The sequence below is a fragment of the Xylanimonas allomyrinae genome (assembly GCF_004135345.1).
Classification (GTDB): Bacteria; Actinomycetota; Actinomycetes; order Actinomycetales; family Cellulomonadaceae; genus Xylanimonas; species Xylanimonas allomyrinae.
The window spans coordinates 1,174,737-1,191,264 of record NZ_CP035495.1 but is presented as its reverse complement, the minus strand read 5'-3'; the positions used below and the strand labels follow the sequence as shown (position 1 = coordinate 1,191,264).

The window sequence follows — 16,528 nt, the reverse complement described above, 5'->3', positions numbered from 1 at the left end:
CCCATGTCTTCACCACTGTCCACCGCCCCACCCCCTGCACCCGTCACGACGCCTGACCAGCCCCCGCGCCGTGTGCGGCGCGGCCCCCGCTCGGCGCGGGTCCTGTGGTTCACGGTCCCCGCGCTCGCCTGGTTCGTCGTCTTCCTCGTGGGCCCGCTCGCGGCCATGTTCGTCATCGCCACCCTGCGCTGGAAGGGCCTGATCTACGAGCCCACCTTCGTCGGGTTCGAGAACGTCACGCGCGTCCTGGCGGACCCGGTGTTCCTCGCCGCGATCCGCAACAGCGCCATCCAGGTCGGCATCGCCGTCCCCGTCATGATCCCGCTGGCCTACATGCTCGGCTACCACCTGTACACCAAGCCGCGCGGCTACCGCCTGCTGTCGGTGCTGTACTTCTCGCCCGGGCTGATCTCCATCTCCGTGACGGCCACGATCTTCTACGGCGTGCTGTCGCCCAACGGCGGCGTCAACGGCCTGCTCAGCCTGGTGGGCCTCGACTCGCTGGTCACCCCGTGGCTCGCGGACCCCAGCACCGCGCTCGCGACGCTGATCTTCATCGACCTGTGGCGAGGCGTGGGATGGACCGCCGTCCTGATGGCCGCGCGGCTGTCCAGCATCCCCGGCGAGGTGCTCGAGGCGGCCCAGGTCGACGGCGCCAGCCGCACCCGCGTCATGTGGCAGATCGCTTTCCCGATGGTCAAGTCGTACGTCAGCACGCTGACGATGCTGCAGTTCCTGTGGACGCTCTTCACGTCTGCGGCGCTGATCCTGCTGCTCACCAAGGGCGGCCCCGGCAACTCCACCACCACCTTGTCCTACCTCGTCTACGCCAAGGCGTTCTCTCAGCAAGACCTCGGCTACAGCCAGGTCGTGGGAGTCGCGCTGCTCGTCGTCGGCATCGCGGGGATGTTCCTGATCCGGGCCCTGCTGCGGTCCGACCTGGAGGATGAACGATGACCGCCCAGGCACGCCCGCGGCTGCGCCGCAGCGCGCGCACCCGGCAGGCCGCGCCGATCGCCGGCGCCCTGTCGTGGCTCTACGCCCTGATCCTCGCCCTGCCGCTCTACTACCTGGTGGTGAGCGCGCTGAAGACGAACATCGAGATCTTCACGCGCCCCTTCCACCTGCCGTCGCTGTGGCTGTGGGACAACTTCTCGACCGCCTGGACCCAGGCGTCCCTCGGCAAGGCGCTGGCCAACACGGCGCTCATCTGCCTGGTCGCCATCACCGTCACCCTCGTGCTGGCCGTGCCGGCGTCGTACGCGCTCGCCCGCTCGGACACCAAGGTCGCCCGGGCGATCACCGGCGCCTTCTCCGCCGGGTTCCTCATCCCGCCGTTCGCGGCGCTCATCCCCACGGTGATCCTCGCGATCCACCTCGGGCTGTTCTACACGCGCGAGTTCCAGATGCTGTTCCTGCCCGCATCGGCGCTGCCGCTGTCGGTGCTGCTGCTGACCCAGTTCATGCGCACCGTGCCCAGCGAGCTCGTCGAGGCGGCCGCGATGGACGGCGTCGGGCAGTTCCGCACGCTCGTGCACATCTTCCTGCCGATCGCGATGCCCGGCGTCGTGACGGTGACGATCCTGCAGCTGCTCACGTTCTGGAACGAGTACCTCTTCTCCCTGACGATCACGGGCACGGCACCCGACGTGCGCACGGTCCAGGTCGCGCTGCCGACCCTGATCTCGGACTCGACGAACTACGGCGTGCTCGCCGCCGGCACCGTCCTCACGGTGCTGCCGGTCTACCTCGTCTACACGGTGATGAGCCGGCGCATGCAGGAGGCGCTGACGGCAGGGGCGGTGAAGGGATGACACTCACGGACTCCACCCCGGTCCTGGCGACCCGGGTCGACCTCGGAGGGACGTGGCGGCTGCGCTGGGCGGACGGCCCGGACGACGCCCCGCGAGACGTGCGCGACGCCGTGCTGGACGCGCCCGTCCCCGGCGAGGTCCACGGCGCCCTGCTCCACGCCGGGCTGATCCTCGACCCGAACGTCGGCTGGGGAGAGCTGAGCCAGATGTGGGTCGGCAGATCGACCTGGGTCTACTCCCGCCGCTTCGAGTGGACGCGGCCCGGTGGCCCCACGAGGACCGACCTCGTGGCCGAAGGGCTCGACACCGTCGCCGAGGTGCTCGTCAACGGCCGGGTGATCGGGTCCGCGTGCGACCAGCACCTCACCTACCGCTGGGAGGTCGGGGACGTCCTGGTCGACGGGGAGAACACGCTCGAGGTCCGGTTCGCGTCCGCATGGGACGCCGCCACCGCGCACGAGCGCGCCCACGGCCCGCTGCCGAGCCCCTACGACGAGCCGTACGCCCACGTGCGCAAGGCCGCCGCGAACTTCGGCTGGGACTGGGGCCCGCACGTGGTGACCGCGGGCATCTGGCGCCCGATCCGGCTGGAGACGTACGCCGGCCGCATCGAGCACGTGCGGCCGCTCGTACGGCTGACCGCCGAGCGCGACCACGCCGAGGTCCACACCCACGTGCGGGCCGACGCGCCGGACGGGACCCGCCTGACCGCCCGCCTGACCGACCCCGACGGGCTCGCCGTCGCCGCGGGCACGGCCACGGTCGCCGACGGCGAAGCCGTCGTGGTCCTGGTGGTCGAACGGCCGCGGCTGTGGTGGCCGACCGGTCTGGGTGGCCAACCGCTGTACGCCCTCGACGTCGAGCTGGCCGGGCGCGACGGGCGGCTCGACTCGACCTCGCGGCGCGTCGGCCTGCGTGACGTCGAGGTGCGCGAGGAACGCGACGAGCGCGGCACCCGCTGGGCGCTCGCCGTCAACGGCCGGCGCGTGCGCGTGCGGGGGTACAACTGGATCCCCGACGACACCTTCCCCAGCCGCGAGACGCCGCAGCGGATCGCGGCCCGGCTCGACCAGGCGGTTGCCGGCAACGCCAACCTGCTGCGCGTGTGGGGAGGCGGGTACTTCGCCACCGAGACGTTCCTCGACGCGTGCGACGAGCGAGGGTTGCTGGTCTGGCACGACTTCCTGTTCGCCTGCGCGGCCTACAGCGAGGACGACGAGACCGCCGCACTCGTGACCGCCGAGGCCGAGCAGGCCGTCGCGCGCATGGCCGGCCACCCGAGCCTGGCGATCTGGTGCGGCGGCAACGAGACGGTGCTCGGCCGCCACGAGTGGGGCTGGGCGGACCAGGTCGGCACCCGTGGGTGGGGAGCGCGCTACTACACGGACGTCCTGCCGGGCGTCCTCGCGCGCCTCGACCCCACCCGGCCCTACGTGCCGAACTCGCCCTGGTCCGGGAGCATCGACAGCGATCCGACGGACTCCCTGCACGGCGTCAGCCATCTGTGGGACGCGTGGAACGACCTCGACTACGTCCACTACCGCGACCACGACCCGTCGTTCGTGTCCGAGATGGGCTGGTGCGGCCCGCCCGCATGGACGACCCTGGCCGGCGTCGTCGAGGGGGAGGTGCCCGGGCCCGGCTCACCGCTGACACGTCACCATCTGCGTGCGATCGACGGCGTCCACAAGCTCACGCGCGGACTGCAGGCACACGTCGCCGCGCCCGCCGACGGCGAGGCGTGGCACTTCGCGACCCAGCTCGTCCAGGCGCGCGCCATGACGACGGGTGTGGAGTGGCTGCGTTCGCGGGAGCGATGCTCCGGCGCCGTCGTCTGGCAGCTGAACGACTGCTGGCCCGTCACGAGCTGGGCCGCGATCGACCACGCCGGGATCGAGAAGCCGCTGTGGTACGCCCTGCGCGGCTCCTTCGCCGAGCGGCTGCTGACGGTGCAGCCCGTGACTCCGGGGCCGGTGCACGACCCGAGCGGTCCCGACGGGCTCGAGGTGGTGCTCGTGAACGACGGGGCGGACGCGGCCACGGTCGCGGCCACGGTGCGACGGATCGACGTCGACGGCGTCGTCCTGGCCAGACACGAGGTCACGCTCGCCGCCGCGCCCGACGGGACGGCCCGCCTGCGGCTGCCGGATCGCGTCGCCGCACCGGGTGACCGGGCGAGCGAGCTGCTCGTCGTCGACTCGCCGTGGGGGCGGACGGTCTGGTCCTACGTCCCCGACCGCGTCTCCGGTCTGCGGCGGACGGCGCCGCGCGTCCATGCGCGGCTCGACGGGGGAGCGCTGCGGGTCCGGGTCGAGGCTGACGCCGTGCTGCGCGACGTCTGCCTGCTGGCCGACACCTTCGGTGCGGCACTGGCGGTGGCGCCAGCGGACCTGTTCGTGGACCGGATGCTCGACACGGTGCTGCCCGGGGAGGTGCTCGAGGTCGTCGTGACGTGCCGCGGGGGCCGGCCGCTGACCACGCTCCCGCAGGCCGGCGCGCTGCGTGCGGCGCTGCGCTGCGCGAACGACCTGATCGTGGGGGGCGTCCGATGACCCGGCGTGCGACGCCGGTCCCCGTGCCGTGGCCGGCGCTGCCCAGCCATCGGGCGTGGCTCGACGCTGAGACGCGGCGGCTGCTGCGCTTCGGCGCCGGGGCCGCGCTCGCGGGCGGGGGCGCCGCCTACCTCGACGAGACCGGCCGGCCCGACGCCGCGCACGGCGTGCAGACGTGGATCACCGCGCGCACGGCGCACGTCTACTCGCTGGGGCACCTGCTGGGCGTTCCCGGCAGCGCCGCGGTGGCCGACGCCGCGCTCGCCGGGCTGGCGGGGCTGCTGCGGGACGCCGTGCACGGCGGGTGGCATCACGCGGTGTCGGCGTCGGGAGAGCCCGACGTGGCCGCCGGCAAGTCCTGCTACGACCACGCGTTCGTCATGCTCGCGGCGGCGTCGGCGACGGTCGCCGGACGGCCGGGGGCGCGCGACCTGCTCAGCGAGGCGACGGACGTCTACCTGCACCGCTTCTGGGACGACGCCGCCGGTCGGCCGGTGGACGCGTGGGACAGCGCGTTCACGGCGCTCGACCCGTACCGGGGGCTGAACGCGACCATGCACTCGGTCGAGGCGATGCTCGCCGTGGCCGACGCGTCCCCGCCGGACGAGGCCGCGGCGTGGCGTGCGCGCGCGGGGCGCGCCGCCGCGTTCGTGGTCGCTCTCGCGGACGTGCATGACGCCCGCCTGCCCGAGCACTTCGGGCCGGACTGGTCTCCCGACCTCGACCTCAACCGCGACCGGCCCGCCGACCCGTTCAAGCCCTACGGGGCGACGCCCGGGCACGGCCTGGAGTGGGCGCGCCTTCTGGTCCACCTGGACGCCGTCGCGCCCGACACGCGCCTGACGGCTGCCGCCGTCGCGCTCTTCGACAGGGCCGTGGCCGACGGGTGGGCCGCCGACGGGGCCGACGGGTTCGTCTACACGACCGACTGGTCCGGGGCTCCCGTGGTGCGCACGCGGATGCACTGGGTGGTGGCCGAGGCGATCGCGGCGGCGTCGGCGCTCTTCGCGCGGACCGGCGAGGCACGGTTCGCCGACTGGTACGCGACGTGGTGGGACTACGCCGACCGGTTCCTGCTGGACCGTGAGCGCGGGTCGTGGGTGCACGAGCTCGACCAGGCCAACCGTGCCGCGTCGAGCGTGTGGCCGGGCAAGCCGGACGTCTACCACGCCCTGCAGGCGACCCTGATCCCGCGTCTGCCGCTCGCCCCGACGCTGGCGCGGGCGCTGCGTGAGGGGGCGCTGCGATGAGCGCGCGTATCGCGGTGGTCGGCGAGGCGCTGGTCGACGTGGTGCCCGCAGACGGCGGCATGCGGGACCTGCCCGGCGGCAGCCCGGCGAACGTCGCCGTCACGCTCGCCCGCCTCGGCCGGCAGGCCGTCCTGATGACCACGCTGGCCCACGACGCGCGCGGCGCGCTCGTGCGTGGCTGGCTCCACGCGTCCGGGGTCGACGTCGTGGCGTCCGCGCCCGCGACGGGACGCACGTCCTCGGCGACCGTCGCCCTGGGACCCGACGGCGCAGCGTCCTACGCCTTCGACGTGACCTGGGACCCGCCTGCCGCGGCCCTCGCCGAGGTGGTCGCAGCGGCCGACGTCGTGCACGTGGGCTCGATCGCCACTGTCCTGGAACCCGGGGCGACGGCGGTCGAGGCGGCACTGCGTGCGGCGCGCAGGCGTGCGCTGGTCTCGTTCGACCCCAACGCACGTCCGGCGATCACGCCGGACGCCGACGCCGCGCGCACCCGCGTCGAACGACTGGTCGCGCTGAGCGACGTGGTCAAGGTCTCGGCCGAGGACCTGGCGTGGTACCACCCGGGTGCCGACCTGCTGGAGGTCGCGCGCGCCTGGGCGGCGACGGGTCCGGCGCTGGTCGTGGTCACGCTCGGCGCCGAGGGCGCGCTCGCGGTGCGCGGCGCCGACGTTGTTCGCGTGCTCGGGGTGCCCGTCGTCGTCGCCGACACCATCGGGGCGGGCGACACGTTCACCGGGGCGCTGTTGGACGCGCTCGTGGACCTGGGCGCGGTCGGTCCCGGGGCGCGAGACGTGCTGGTGTCGCTCGGTGCCGACCGGATCGCCGAGGCGGCCCGCTGGGCCGCGCGGGCGGCCGCCGTCACGGTCTCGCGGCCGGGGGCCGACCCGCCGACGCGCGCCGAGCTGGGCGCCTGACGCGGCGCGCTGAGCTGGCCGCCCGGCACCGCGCGCCGCGGCGAACCGGTCACGCCGCGACGCGCGGGTCCCCGCCTCAGCGCGCCGCCACGGCCGTTTGCGTGCCGCGCCGCGCGGTGGTCCACGGGTCGGTGCCGAACCAGTGCCGGGCCGCCCAGAGCGACACGTAGACGAGCCCGACCAGGACGGGAACCTCGATGAGCGGGCCGACGACCCCGGCCAGCGCCTGCCCCGAGGTGGCGCCGAACGTGCTGATGGCGACGGCGATGGCGAGCTCGAAGTTGTTGCCTGCGGCGGTGAAGGCGAGGGTCGTCGAGCGGGCGTACCCGAGCCGCAGGGCGCGGCCGAGGGCCATCCCTAGGGTCCACATGACGGCGAAGTAGGCCAGCAGCGGCAGGGCGATGCGGGCCACGTCGAGCGGCCGGGCGGTGACTTGCTGCCCCTGGAGCGCGAACAGCAGGACGATCGTGAACAGCAGCCCGTACAGGGCCCACGGGCCGACCCGCGGGACGAAGCGTTCCTCGTACCAGGCGCGGCCCCGGGTTCGTTCGCCGAGCCGCCGCGAGGCGAAGCCGGCGACGAGGGGGATGCCGAGGAAGACGAGCACGTTGAGCGCGATCTGTCCGACGGAGACGTCGAGCCCCTGGGTGTCGAGGCCGAGCCAGCCGGGCAGCACGGTCAGGTAGAAGTAGCCGAGCAGCGCGAAGGCGACGACCTGGAACACCGAGTTGAGGGCGACGAGCACCGCGGCGGCCTCCCGGTCGCCGCACGCGAGGTCGTTCCAGATCACGACCATCGCGATGCACCGGGCCAGGCCGACGACGATCAGGCCGGTGCGGTACTGCGGCAGGTCGGGCAGGAGGAGCCAGGCCAGGGCGAACATGAGGGCCGGCCCGGCGACCCAGTTGAGGGTGAGCGAGGTGACCAGGAGCCGCTTGTCCCCGGTGACGGCGGCGACCTTGTCATAGCGGACCTTGGCCAGCACCGGGTACATCATCACGAGCAGGCCGATCGCGATGGGCACGGAGATGCCGCCGACCTCCAGGGCGGCGAGCACGCGGGAGAGACCGGGGACGAACCGGCCCAGCACCAGGCCCGCGACCATGGCAAGCCCGATCCACGCGGGCAGCCAGCGGTCGAGGGTCGGCAGGCGCCGTGCGGCCGGGGGGATCGGGGCGCTCGTGGTGGACCCGGGGGTGGGGTCTGGCATGTGCGGCTACCCTTCGCATTGATCGACGTCGATGTGACTCTAGGCGCCTATCGACATCTGTCAATGCGAAGCGATCGTCCGTCAGGTGCAGCGAGCGCGGAACTGCGACGGCGTCAGGCCGCACGCGGCGGGGGACAGGTCCGGATCGGCCCTGGGGCCGCCAGAGGTTCCGGGATGGCAGGGCCCACTGCGATCACAGGAAGACCTCGGGAAGGGCAACTGCGCGCGACGGTGACGTGGCGGCCGTGGCTACGCGAAGTCGGCCAGCCCCACGAGGTTTCCGTCGCAGTCATGGATGAACGCCTGCCACTCGTCCGTGCCCGCCGGTCCCAGGGTGTTGTCGCGGTGATGGAAGATCACGTGCGGCTCCTCGACGGCGACGACGCCGCCCGCGACGAGTCCGGCCCAGCGCTCGCGCAGACCGGGAAACCGTAGGTAGAGCACCGACGACGTCGCCTCTCGCGTCAGCATCAGCCGCACGCCGTCAAGATCGAAGAAGAGCAGGCCGGGTGGGTCGAAGCGGCCGGTGGGCGTGGCGTCCAGCAGGTGGGACCAGAATTCGGCGGCGCGGTCGAGGTCCTCGGCGCGCAGGCCAACCTGGGTGAGGTGCATGGCTCGATCATCACCCTCGGCGAGGTCCGCTGCCTCGCGAGCAGGTGCCTGGCCGGGTGCGGCGCGCGGTCGCGTCCGGCGGCCGCGGCGGGGAGATCTGCCCATGGATGGGGCGGGCGCGTCCTCGCTACGGTTGAGGGGCGAAGTCCGCGAAGGGGCGGGCCTGGCAGTTGCACGAGCGGCCTCCGGAATCGCCGACGCGGTACGCGGCGGGATGGACGCCGTCGCCTCCGCTGCCAGGGATGCGCCGGGCGCTGCCGGTGGCTTCGTCAAGGGGTTGTTCTCATGAGACGCAAGGATCGCGACACCGGATCGCCGAGCATCAGCGGCGACCGCATGACGTGGAAGGTGCGTCGCATCGCGAGCGAGCGGCGCGGCGACTTCGGGCGGCTGCTGCACGTCGAGGCCGCACGGTTCGGCGCCGGATTCTGGGCGACCGGCGGGCTGGTGTGGGTCGCGGCGTGCGCCGCCGCCCTGTACGGCGATCTCGATCGCGGAGTTCCGGTGACGCTGGGGTCGGTGGCGTCGTTCGCACTGCCGTTCGGCGTCGTGGTCTGGATCCCTTTGTGGCTCTTTGCCCAGTACAAGTTGCTGGTGTTCGAGCGGGGGCTCGTGGTCGGTGGGTTCGTGCCGGGGATGAGGCCGATGGCGTTGCCGTTCCATGCGGTCGACGCGGGCACGGTGCGTGCTGCTCGGGGGATCGCGCAGCCGCGACAGGTGGGCCGGCTGCTCGATCCCGTCGTGATGTCGGAGCGGGGTCACGAGCACACGCAGTTCCCGTTCGCGTTCTGGACGGTTTCGTTTCTGGGCCCGGATCCGCAGGTGGTGCGTGGAGCCGGGAAGTGGAGGCGGGCGACACGGCTGACGCCGGTTGTGCTCGGGGAGACGACGGCAGGGTGGTTGTGGGTGTTCACCGTGGTCAACGAGGCCCGCTTGGAGCGGCTGGTGCGTGTGCTTGTCGAGGCGATGCGGGCGGCGGGTGCGGCGGGTGTCGAGGGTGTGGAGGCCGTGGCGCTGCCGGCGCGCAGGATCGCCGGTTCCTGGGCGGATGCGGAGCACCTGGGCATCCCGGTTGAGCAGCGCATCCACGGCATGCCCGGGGACCCCCGCCGATGACCGGGCCCACGACGGCTCCCACGCCGCAACCGCCCGCCGACATGCACTGGTCGCCGTCCGACCTCGCCGCCGCCCACGACGTCCTCGGTCTGGCCAGGCCGGGGGAGGGCGTCCACGTCGTGACCCTGACGGACGAGGCGACTGAGCCGGGTGCGACCCAGGCTGCCCGGGAGCCGGCTACACCGCAGGCAGGCGCTCCCCGGCGGCGAAGCCGTCGAGGGCGGCCCCCGTCAGCCGGTAGGTCACCCACTCGTCCTGGGGCCGGCCGCCGATGGCCTCGTACAGCGTGATCGACGGCGCGTTCCATTTCAGGACTGCCCACTCGAGCCGCCGGTACCCGCGCTCGGCGGCGAGCGCCGCGAGCTCGCGCAGCAGGGCGAGCCCGAACCCCTTGCCCCGCTGCTCGGGGACGACGAAGAGGTCTTCGAGCCAGATGCCGTGGCGTCCGGTCCACGTCGAGTAGGTCAGGAACCAGACGGCGATGCCGACGATCTGCCCGTCGAGCTCGACGACGTGCGCGAACGTCGCCGGCGACGGGCCGAACAGCGCCGCGGTGAGGTCCTGCGTCGTCGTCTCCACCGCGTCGGGCTCGCGTTCGTAGGCCGCGAGGGCGTGGATGCAGGCGAGAATGCCGGGCTCGTCGCCCGCGGCGGCGGGGCGCAGCACGGCACCGTCGGTGAGGGGAGTCATCGCGCGATCGTAGAGGCTCACGGGTGCGGACAGGTGATTGGACCTTGGGGCGCCCGGTCGTCTAGAGTTCCGGAGGCGCTGGACGCGGGGGTTTCCCCGAACGCTCCAGCCGTGCGGATGTGGCTCAGTTGGTAGAGCATCACCTTGCCAAGGTGAGGGTCGCGGGTTCGAGTCCCGTCATCCGCTCTCGGTTCGTCGTCTGCCCCTCTCGGGGCATGCGACTGACCTGCGGGCGATTGGCGCAGCGGTAGCGCGCTTCCCTGACACGGAAGAGGTCACTGGTTCGATCCCAGTATCGCCCACCACCATGTAGCGCCAGGTCCAAGGCCGTTTCGGGAGAATCCGAGACGGCCTTTCGACGTCTGCGGGGGCTGCCGCGCGCGCACCCCGCAGCGCCGCAGCGGCGCGGACGTCACGGGATGCGCGGGTTGACGGTGTCGCCGTCCCAGGTCAGGTCGGCGTCCTCGCTCACCCCGTACGCCTCGAACAGCGGATCGCCGAGGACGGCGTCGATGAGCGTGCGGGGACCGGCGACGATGGTCGAGTCCCAGTCGATCTCGCTCGCCACGACCCACGCGTGGTCGGCCGGCCAGAGGAGCTGAGGCATGACTCCCTTGGTGTCGGCATCCCAGCCGAGCCCCGCGCGGTGGACCCACCCGGGGTCGGACAGCTCGTCGAGGCTGGTGTCCAGCAGCAGGAAGTCCCGTCCCGGCCAGTGAAGGAACGGCCCGCGGGTGCAGGCGGCGCGGACGGCGGGGGAGACGGACCGCTCACGCTGTGCCGCGAGCTCGGCGCGGGTGCGCTCCGCTTCCTGCGGGTCGGTTCCGTCGGCGAAGACGAACACGAACGAGGAGCCCGTGAGCTTGCCGAACCCGTTCCAGACGCCGGCGGTGAGGCCCTCGGGCGTGGTGGTCGCGGCTCCCAGGTGAACGGTCAGGGCGGCCAGGAGGTCGGGCGCGAACCAGCCTTCCCTGCTCTGCTCGACGTGCCACCCGCCGGGCAGGTCCAGCGCGGTCTCGTCGTCGGTCAGGCGCCGCCACTGCACCAGCGGGTGCATCACCTTCTCGCGCCGCGCGGCGACCTCGGCCCACGGCCACCGGGCCTCCTCCGCGACGACGGGCGTTCCCCACGCGGTCAGGAGAACGGGGTCGTCGCGCCAGGCGTCGACGGGATGCAGCAGGCGGGCGTACGCCTCGAACCCGGTGCCGGCGACGCCGCCCACCCGGCCCCAGCCGCCGGCGCGGCCGGCCAGCCATGCCCCGCGCCCGACGTCGTCGGCAAGCTCCATCCCCGGAGCCTAACCGGCCGACGTGGGGCACCGTGCGGGCTCACCGGAGCGGGGCCGGCGTTCAGTCCGCACCGGTCAGGCGCAGCGTCCGCAGCCGGCTGATGGCGATCCAGGTGGCTCCAGCCGACACGACCGCGAGCAGCACCCACCCGGCGGTCATGCTCACCGCGGAGTCGACGCCGAAGCGGGCGGCGTCGTCGCCGAGCAGCCGTTCGGAGGACGCGAGCGCCCACTGGCGGACCGACACGTTGCGCACGCCGGGCACGAACCCGCCGAGAAGCGACTCCCAGACCAGCGCGTACAGCAGGCCCACCACGACGGCGTTGCGCGTCACCGTGGACAGCGCCACGAAGATCGTCGTGTAGGCGATACCGGCGAGGAGCGCGCCCACGCCGAACGCCGTGGTGAGCCGCAGGCCGTCGTCGCCGGCGAGGGCGGTGCCCACGACGATCGGCAGGACGGCGAGCACGACGGTCGCCGCCAGCGCGACGGCGAGCTTGGAGACCAGGATGCGCCAGCGGGGCACGGGCTTGGCCAGCAGGTAGACGATCGAGCCGTCGTCGATCTCGGGGCCGATGACGCCGGTGCCGATCAGGAGGCACAGCAGCGGCAGCGCGGTGCCGATGGCGAAGTCGCTCGTCACGCTCGCGGAGACCTCGGGTGCGCCGTCGGCGGTCCAGCGGACCAGGGCCGCGAGGGCGAGCAGCACCAGGGGGAGGATCAGGAGCAGCAGCGAGCGGCGCCGGCCGAGCAAGGCGCGCGACGTGAGCTGCATGACGACGAGGTTCATCGGGCCACCAGGTAGGAGAAGACGGACTCGAGCGACTCGTCCGTGGGGGACACCTCGAGCAGCCGGATGCCCGCGTCGCGGGCGAGGCGTGGAAGGGCGAGCACGAACCGGCCGTCCTGCGACGTCTGGACGGCCAGCGCGCCGTCGGCGAGCGTGACGCCGTCGACCGAGCCGTCGGCGACGAGGGCCGCGGCGAGGCGGCGGTCGTCGCTGGAGGAGACGGTGTACTGCAGCGGGCGTTGCGTCATGAGGCGGCGGATGCGCCGGAAGTCGCCGGAGGCGGCGTGCCGCCCGGAGACGAGCACCTCGATGGTGGAGGCGAGCTGCTCGACCTCTTCGAGGATGTGGCTGCTGAACAGCACGGTGCGGCCCTCGGCCGCGAGGCCGCGCAGCAGGTCCATCAGGTGGAGGCGCTGGCGGGGGTCCATGCCGTTGAACGGCTCGTCGAGCAGCAGCACCTCGGGGTCGTGCACCAGCGCCGTCGCCATCTTGATGCGCTGCTTCATGCCCTTGGAGTAGGTGGCGATCGGTCGGGTGCTCGGCTCGACCATGTCGACGAGCTCCAGGGCGCGGCGGGCTGCCGCGCCGGCGTCGGGAAGGCCGTGGAGCCGGGCGTTGGCGAGCAGGAACTGGGCGCCGGTGACCATGTCGTACATGGCCTCGGCCTCGGGCACGATGCCGATGCGCTGGTAGATCGCGGGGGACTTCCACACTCCGGTGCCGTCGAGCGTGACGCTGCCCGCGGACGGGGCGAGGAAGCCGCCCATCATGGCGATGAGGGTGGACTTGCCGGCCCCGTTGGGGCCGAGCAGGCCCGTGATGCCGGGCCCGATGGTCATGCTGACGTCGTTGACGGCGACGACGTTGCCGTACCAGCGGGAGACCTTGTCGAGGACGATCGCGCTCACAGCGCACCACCCGCCTTCCGGTAGCGCAGGCGCAGCAGCAGGGCGCACGCGCCGAGGACGAGGGCGTAGACGAGCGCGAACAGGGCGACCTGCCCGCCGCCGGTCGGCGCCGCCTCGGCGAGCGCGGGGTCGACCCCCAGCACCCAGGAGGCGATCGTGTCGACCAGCCGGAACGGGTCGAGCACCCCGGCCAGCGCCGCGAGGTCGTCGCGTCCCTGGCCGGCGGCGAGGGCCGTGAGCGTGAGCGAGACGCCGCTGGCGACGAGCAGGATCGCGATGATCGAGGCGACGCCGATCCCGCGGCGCGGGGTGAAGGCGGCGACGGTCAGGGCGAGGGCAGCGAGCACCGCCGCCAGCAGCAGCGAGGCGAGCAGGCCGCCGGCCCACTGGACGAGGTTGTGCCCCACGGGAAGCTTGCCCAGCAGGGCGCCGGCCAGCAGGAGGGTCTGGGGCAGCGCCATCACGGCCCACAGGGCCGCCGCGAGCCCGAGGTAGCGTGCGCCGACGTAGTCGGATCGCAGCATGGGCCGCGACAGGTACAGCGACATGACCCCGAACCGTTGGTCCCGGGAGACGGCGTAGGGCGCGGCGAGCGCGGCGAAGAGCGCGATCGGCACCTGGACCTGCACGAGGTAGGCCGTCGGGGAGACGGGCAGCTCGTCGGCGCCGGCGATGATCACGACGAGCGTGACGACCAGGGCGGGCAGCGCCGTGACGACGATCAGCACCCAGGGCATGACCTTGGCGCGTGCGGGGCGCCCCAGCCCGAACACGCCGCGCACGGTGTCGACGAGCAGGGACCGGGTGATCCAGCCGCGGCCGAGCCGCGGCCCGTCGTAGTGCCGGAACCCGATGTCGTGGATGACGTCGGTCATCGGTTCGCCCCCGTGAACATCTCGGTGAGGTGGTGGCGCCGCGGTTGCAGGCGCACGAGCCCGACGCCGGTCGTGGCGACGGCCGCGGTCACGGCGTCGAGGACGGTCGCGTCGTCGACCGTGACGGTGAAGATGTCGGCGCCGTCGGGGGCCTCGACGGCGATGCCGGCGGCGCGCAGGGTCTCGACGACGGCGTCGCGCCGGGTGGTGACCTCGACGAGGACGACGCCTGAGGCGGCGGTGGCCTCGGCGGTCGAGGTCGAGCGCTGCAACGTGCCGCCCTCGATGACGACGACGTGGTCGGCGATGCGTTCGAGCTCGCCCAGCAGGTGGGAGGTGACGACGACCGAGATGCCGAACTCGGTGCCGATGCGCCGGATGAGCGCGAGCATCTCGTCGCGGCCCGTGGGGTCGAGGCCGTTGGTCGGTTCGTCGAGGAACACGAGCCGCGGGTCGTGCACGAGGGCCTGCGCGAGCTTGACCCGCTGCTTCATGCCCGTCGAGTACCCGCCGACGGGCCGGTACCGCTCCTCGTCGAGCCCGACGTGGCGCAGGGTGTCGGCGGCGCGCTCGCGGGCCGCGGCCGCGGGCAGACCTGACATGCGGGCCAGGTGGACGATGAGCTCGGAGGCCGAGACGTCGGCGGGCAGGCAGTCGGACTCGGGCATGTAGCCGACGATGCGGCGGATCTCGAGACCCTCGGTGAGCGTGTCGTGGCCGAGCACCGTCGCGGTGCCGGAGGTCGGGGGCAGCAGGCCGAGCAGGATCTTCAAGAGGGTCGACTTGCCTGCGCCGTTGGCGCCGACGAGCCCGACCACCCCCGGGGGAAGCTCGACCGACAGGTCCGACAGCGCGGTCACGCGGCCGAACGACTTGGTGACGCCGTGCGTCACGATTGCCGGTTCCATGCCCGCCACCCTGTCACAGGGGGCGAGGCCCCGAAAACGCGTGAACACCCTGATAACGACCCTGATCGTGGCGCCGGCCCTTCGGGGCGGCACCACGATCAGGGTCGCGAGGCAGGGGTCAGACGCCGGCGCCCTCCCAGGCGAGGTACTTCAGCTCCAGGTACTCGTCGATCCCGTAGACGGACCCCTCCCGCCCGATGCCGGACTGCTTGACGCCCCCGAACGGTGCGATCTCGTGGGAGATCGCACCGGTGTTGATGCCGAGCATGCCCGTCTCGAGCGCCGCGGCCACGCGCCACACCCGCGCCGCGTCGCGCGACCACAGGTAGGCGGCGAGCCCGAACTCTGTCGCGTTGGCCAGACGCACCGCCTCGGCCTCGTCGTCGAACCGGATGAGCGGGGTGATCGGACCGAAGGTCTCCTCGCGCGTGACGAGCATGTCGGAGGTGACGTCGGCCAGCACCGTCGGCTGGAAGAACAGCCCGCCCAGCTCGTGTCGCCCGCCCCCGGCGACGACGCGCGCGCCGTGGCCCGTGGCGTCCCGCACGTGCTCCTCGACCTTCGCGACGGCGTTGGTGTCGATGAGCGGGCCCTGCATGACGCCGGGCGCGAACCCGTCGCCCACGGGCATCTGCCCGACCCGCCGGGCGAGCTCGGCGGCGAACCGCTCGTAGATGCCCGACTGGACGTACACCCGGTTCGCGCTGACGCACGCCTGCCCCGTGTTGCGGTACTTGGCGGCGATGACCCCGTCGACGGCGGCGTCGAGGTCGGCGTCGTCGAACACGAGGACCGGCGCGTTGCCGCCGAGCTCCATGGAGACCTTCTTGACCGTGGCGGCGGCCTGCTCGAGCAGCACGCGGCCCACCTCGGTCGACCCGGTGAAGCTCAGCTTGCGCACCGCCGGGTTGCCGGTCAGCTCGGGCCCGATCTCGCGTGCCTGCCCGACGACGACGTTGAGCACGCCCGCCGGGACGCCCGCTCGCGCGGCCAGCTCGGCGAGCGCGAGCGCCGTCAGCGGCGTCTGCTCGGCGGGCTTGACCACCATGGTGCACCCGGCGGCCAGGGCCGGGGCTGCCTTGCGGGTGATCATCGCCGCGGGGAAGTTCCACGGCGTGATGGCCACGCACACGCCCACGGGCTCCTTGAGGACGATCACCCGGGCGCTCGGCTGAGGCGCACCGAAGACGTCGCCGCGCACGCGCTTGGCCTCCTCGGCGAACCACTCGATGAACGACGCCGCGTAGGTGATCTCGCCGCGCGCCTCCGCGAGCGGCTTGCCTTCCTCGAGCGTGACGAGCCGGGCGAGGTCCTCGGTGTGCTCGGTGACCAGGTCGAACCAGCGACGCAGGATCACCGCACGCTGCTTGCCCGACAGTGCGCGCCAGCCGGGCAAGGCCTGGTCGGCCGCCGCGATCGCGCCCGCGACCTGCTCCCGGTCGAGCCGGGGCACGTGCGCGATGGTCGCGCCCGTGGCCGGGTTGGTGATCGCGAACGCGCCCGAGGCGCCGTCGGCGACCCAGGCGCCGCCGACGTACGCGGCACGCCGCAGCAGGGTGGGGTCGTCGAGGAGGGTGGTGATGTCGGTGTCAGTCATG

At 73.1% G+C, this 16,528-nt stretch carries 15 protein-coding genes and 2 tRNA genes; 8 read left to right on the top strand and 9 right to left on the bottom strand.

Annotated features, from left to right (window positions below; all coding sequences use genetic code 11):
• The first annotated feature begins 3 nt into the window (after nucleotides 1–3).
• From ET495_RS05405 to ET495_RS05385, 5 genes are read left to right on the top strand one after another with little or no spacing between them, the layout of a single operon-like run.
• Nucleotides 4–957 (top strand): carbohydrate ABC transporter permease, encoded by a 954-nt coding sequence (locus ET495_RS05405; protein WP_129203257.1) that lies wholly within the window; start codon nucleotides 4–6, stop codon nucleotides 955–957.
• Nucleotides 954–1,814: a carbohydrate ABC transporter permease gene (locus ET495_RS05400; RefSeq protein ID WP_129203255.1), complete on the top strand. Its 861-nt coding sequence runs from the start codon at nucleotides 954–956 to the stop codon at nucleotides 1,812–1,814. Before ET495_RS05405 ends, ET495_RS05400 begins: the two co-directional genes overlap by 4 nt.
• Nucleotides 1,811–4,366: a glycoside hydrolase family 2 protein gene (locus ET495_RS05395; protein WP_129203253.1), complete on the top strand. Its 2,556-nt coding sequence runs from the start codon at nucleotides 1,811–1,813 to the stop codon at nucleotides 4,364–4,366. Before ET495_RS05400 ends, ET495_RS05395 begins: the two co-directional genes overlap by 4 nt.
• Complete coding sequence (locus ET495_RS05390; RefSeq protein ID WP_129203251.1) at nucleotides 4,363–5,616, top strand: AGE family epimerase/isomerase; 1,254 nt, start codon at nucleotides 4,363–4,365, stop codon at nucleotides 5,614–5,616. The genes ET495_RS05395 and ET495_RS05390 overlap by 4 nt, the downstream gene beginning before the upstream one ends.
• The gene (locus ET495_RS05385; RefSeq protein ID WP_129203249.1) at nucleotides 5,613–6,533 is read left to right on the top strand and encodes a PfkB family carbohydrate kinase; all 921 of its coding nucleotides are present in this window, start codon (nucleotides 5,613–5,615) and stop codon (nucleotides 6,531–6,533) included. Before ET495_RS05390 ends, ET495_RS05385 begins: the two co-directional genes overlap by 4 nt.
• A 76-nt stretch (nucleotides 6,534–6,609) precedes the next feature.
• Here ET495_RS05385 and arsB read toward each other — a convergent pair whose 3' ends face one another.
• Together arsB and ET495_RS05375 are read right to left on the bottom strand one after the other, a co-directional pair.
• Complete coding sequence (gene arsB / locus ET495_RS05380) at nucleotides 6,610–7,743, bottom strand: ACR3 family arsenite efflux transporter (RefSeq protein ID WP_129203247.1); 1,134 nt, start codon at nucleotides 7,741–7,743, stop codon at nucleotides 6,610–6,612.
• Nucleotides 7,744–7,992: 249 nt separating this feature from the next.
• The gene (locus ET495_RS05375; protein WP_129203245.1) at nucleotides 7,993–8,355 is read right to left on the bottom strand and encodes a VOC family protein; all 363 of its coding nucleotides are present in this window, start codon (nucleotides 8,353–8,355) and stop codon (nucleotides 7,993–7,995) included.
• 285 nt (nucleotides 8,356–8,640) lie between these two features.
• On the opposite strand from ET495_RS05375, the gene ET495_RS05370 reads away from it, so the two are divergent.
• Nucleotides 8,641–9,471 carry a hypothetical protein gene (locus ET495_RS05370; RefSeq protein ID WP_129203243.1) on the top strand — a complete coding sequence of 277 codons (831 nt, stop codon included), beginning with the start codon at nucleotides 8,641–8,643 and terminating at the stop codon, nucleotides 9,469–9,471.
• 177 nt (nucleotides 9,472–9,648) lie between these two features.
• On the opposite strand, the gene ET495_RS05365 is transcribed toward ET495_RS05370, so the two are convergent.
• Nucleotides 9,649–10,161: a GNAT family N-acetyltransferase gene (locus tag ET495_RS05365; RefSeq protein ID WP_129203241.1), complete on the bottom strand. Its 513-nt coding sequence runs from the start codon at nucleotides 10,159–10,161 to the stop codon at nucleotides 9,649–9,651.
• 113 nt (nucleotides 10,162–10,274) lie between these two features.
• Here ET495_RS05365 and ET495_RS05360 point away from each other — a divergent pair.
• Together ET495_RS05360 and ET495_RS05355 are read left to right on the top strand one after the other, a co-directional pair.
• Nucleotides 10,275–10,347: transfer RNA gene (locus ET495_RS05360), tRNA-Gly, on the top strand.
• 44 nt (nucleotides 10,348–10,391) lie between these two features.
• Nucleotides 10,392–10,466: transfer RNA gene (locus ET495_RS05355), tRNA-Val, on the top strand.
• A gap of 107 nt (nucleotides 10,467–10,573) precedes the next feature.
• Here the strand turns inward: ET495_RS05355 and ET495_RS05350 are convergent.
• The 6 genes from ET495_RS05350 to ET495_RS05325 all read right to left on the bottom strand — a co-directional run bounded on the left by ET495_RS05350 (nucleotide 10,574) and on the right by ET495_RS05325 (nucleotide 16,527).
• Nucleotides 10,574–11,449 carry a hypothetical protein gene (locus ET495_RS05350; RefSeq protein WP_129203239.1) on the bottom strand — a complete coding sequence of 292 codons (876 nt, stop codon included), beginning with the start codon at nucleotides 11,447–11,449 and terminating at the stop codon, nucleotides 10,574–10,576.
• Between the two features lie 61 nt (nucleotides 11,450–11,510).
• Entirely contained in the window at nucleotides 11,511–12,239 is a 729-nt protein-coding gene (locus ET495_RS05345) for an ABC transporter permease (protein WP_129203237.1), read from the bottom strand.
• On the bottom strand, nucleotides 12,236–13,147 hold the full coding sequence (locus ET495_RS05340) for an ABC transporter ATP-binding protein (protein ID WP_129203235.1): 912 nt from the start codon (nucleotides 13,145–13,147) through the stop codon (nucleotides 12,236–12,238). The genes ET495_RS05345 and ET495_RS05340 overlap by 4 nt, the downstream gene beginning before the upstream one ends.
• Nucleotides 13,144–14,022 (bottom strand): ABC transporter permease subunit, encoded by an 879-nt coding sequence (locus ET495_RS05335; protein WP_129203233.1) that lies wholly within the window; start codon nucleotides 14,020–14,022, stop codon nucleotides 13,144–13,146. Before ET495_RS05335 ends, ET495_RS05340 begins: the two co-directional genes overlap by 4 nt.
• A complete protein-coding gene (locus ET495_RS05330) occupies nucleotides 14,019–14,930 on the bottom strand; it encodes an ABC transporter ATP-binding protein (protein WP_129203231.1) in 912 nt (303 codons plus the stop codon). Before ET495_RS05330 ends, ET495_RS05335 begins: the two co-directional genes overlap by 4 nt.
• Before the next feature lie 118 nt (nucleotides 14,931–15,048).
• Nucleotides 15,049–16,527: an NAD-dependent succinate-semialdehyde dehydrogenase gene (locus ET495_RS05325; RefSeq protein ID WP_129203229.1), complete on the bottom strand. Its 1,479-nt coding sequence runs from the start codon at nucleotides 16,525–16,527 to the stop codon at nucleotides 15,049–15,051.
• Nucleotide 16,528 lies beyond the last annotated feature (1 nt).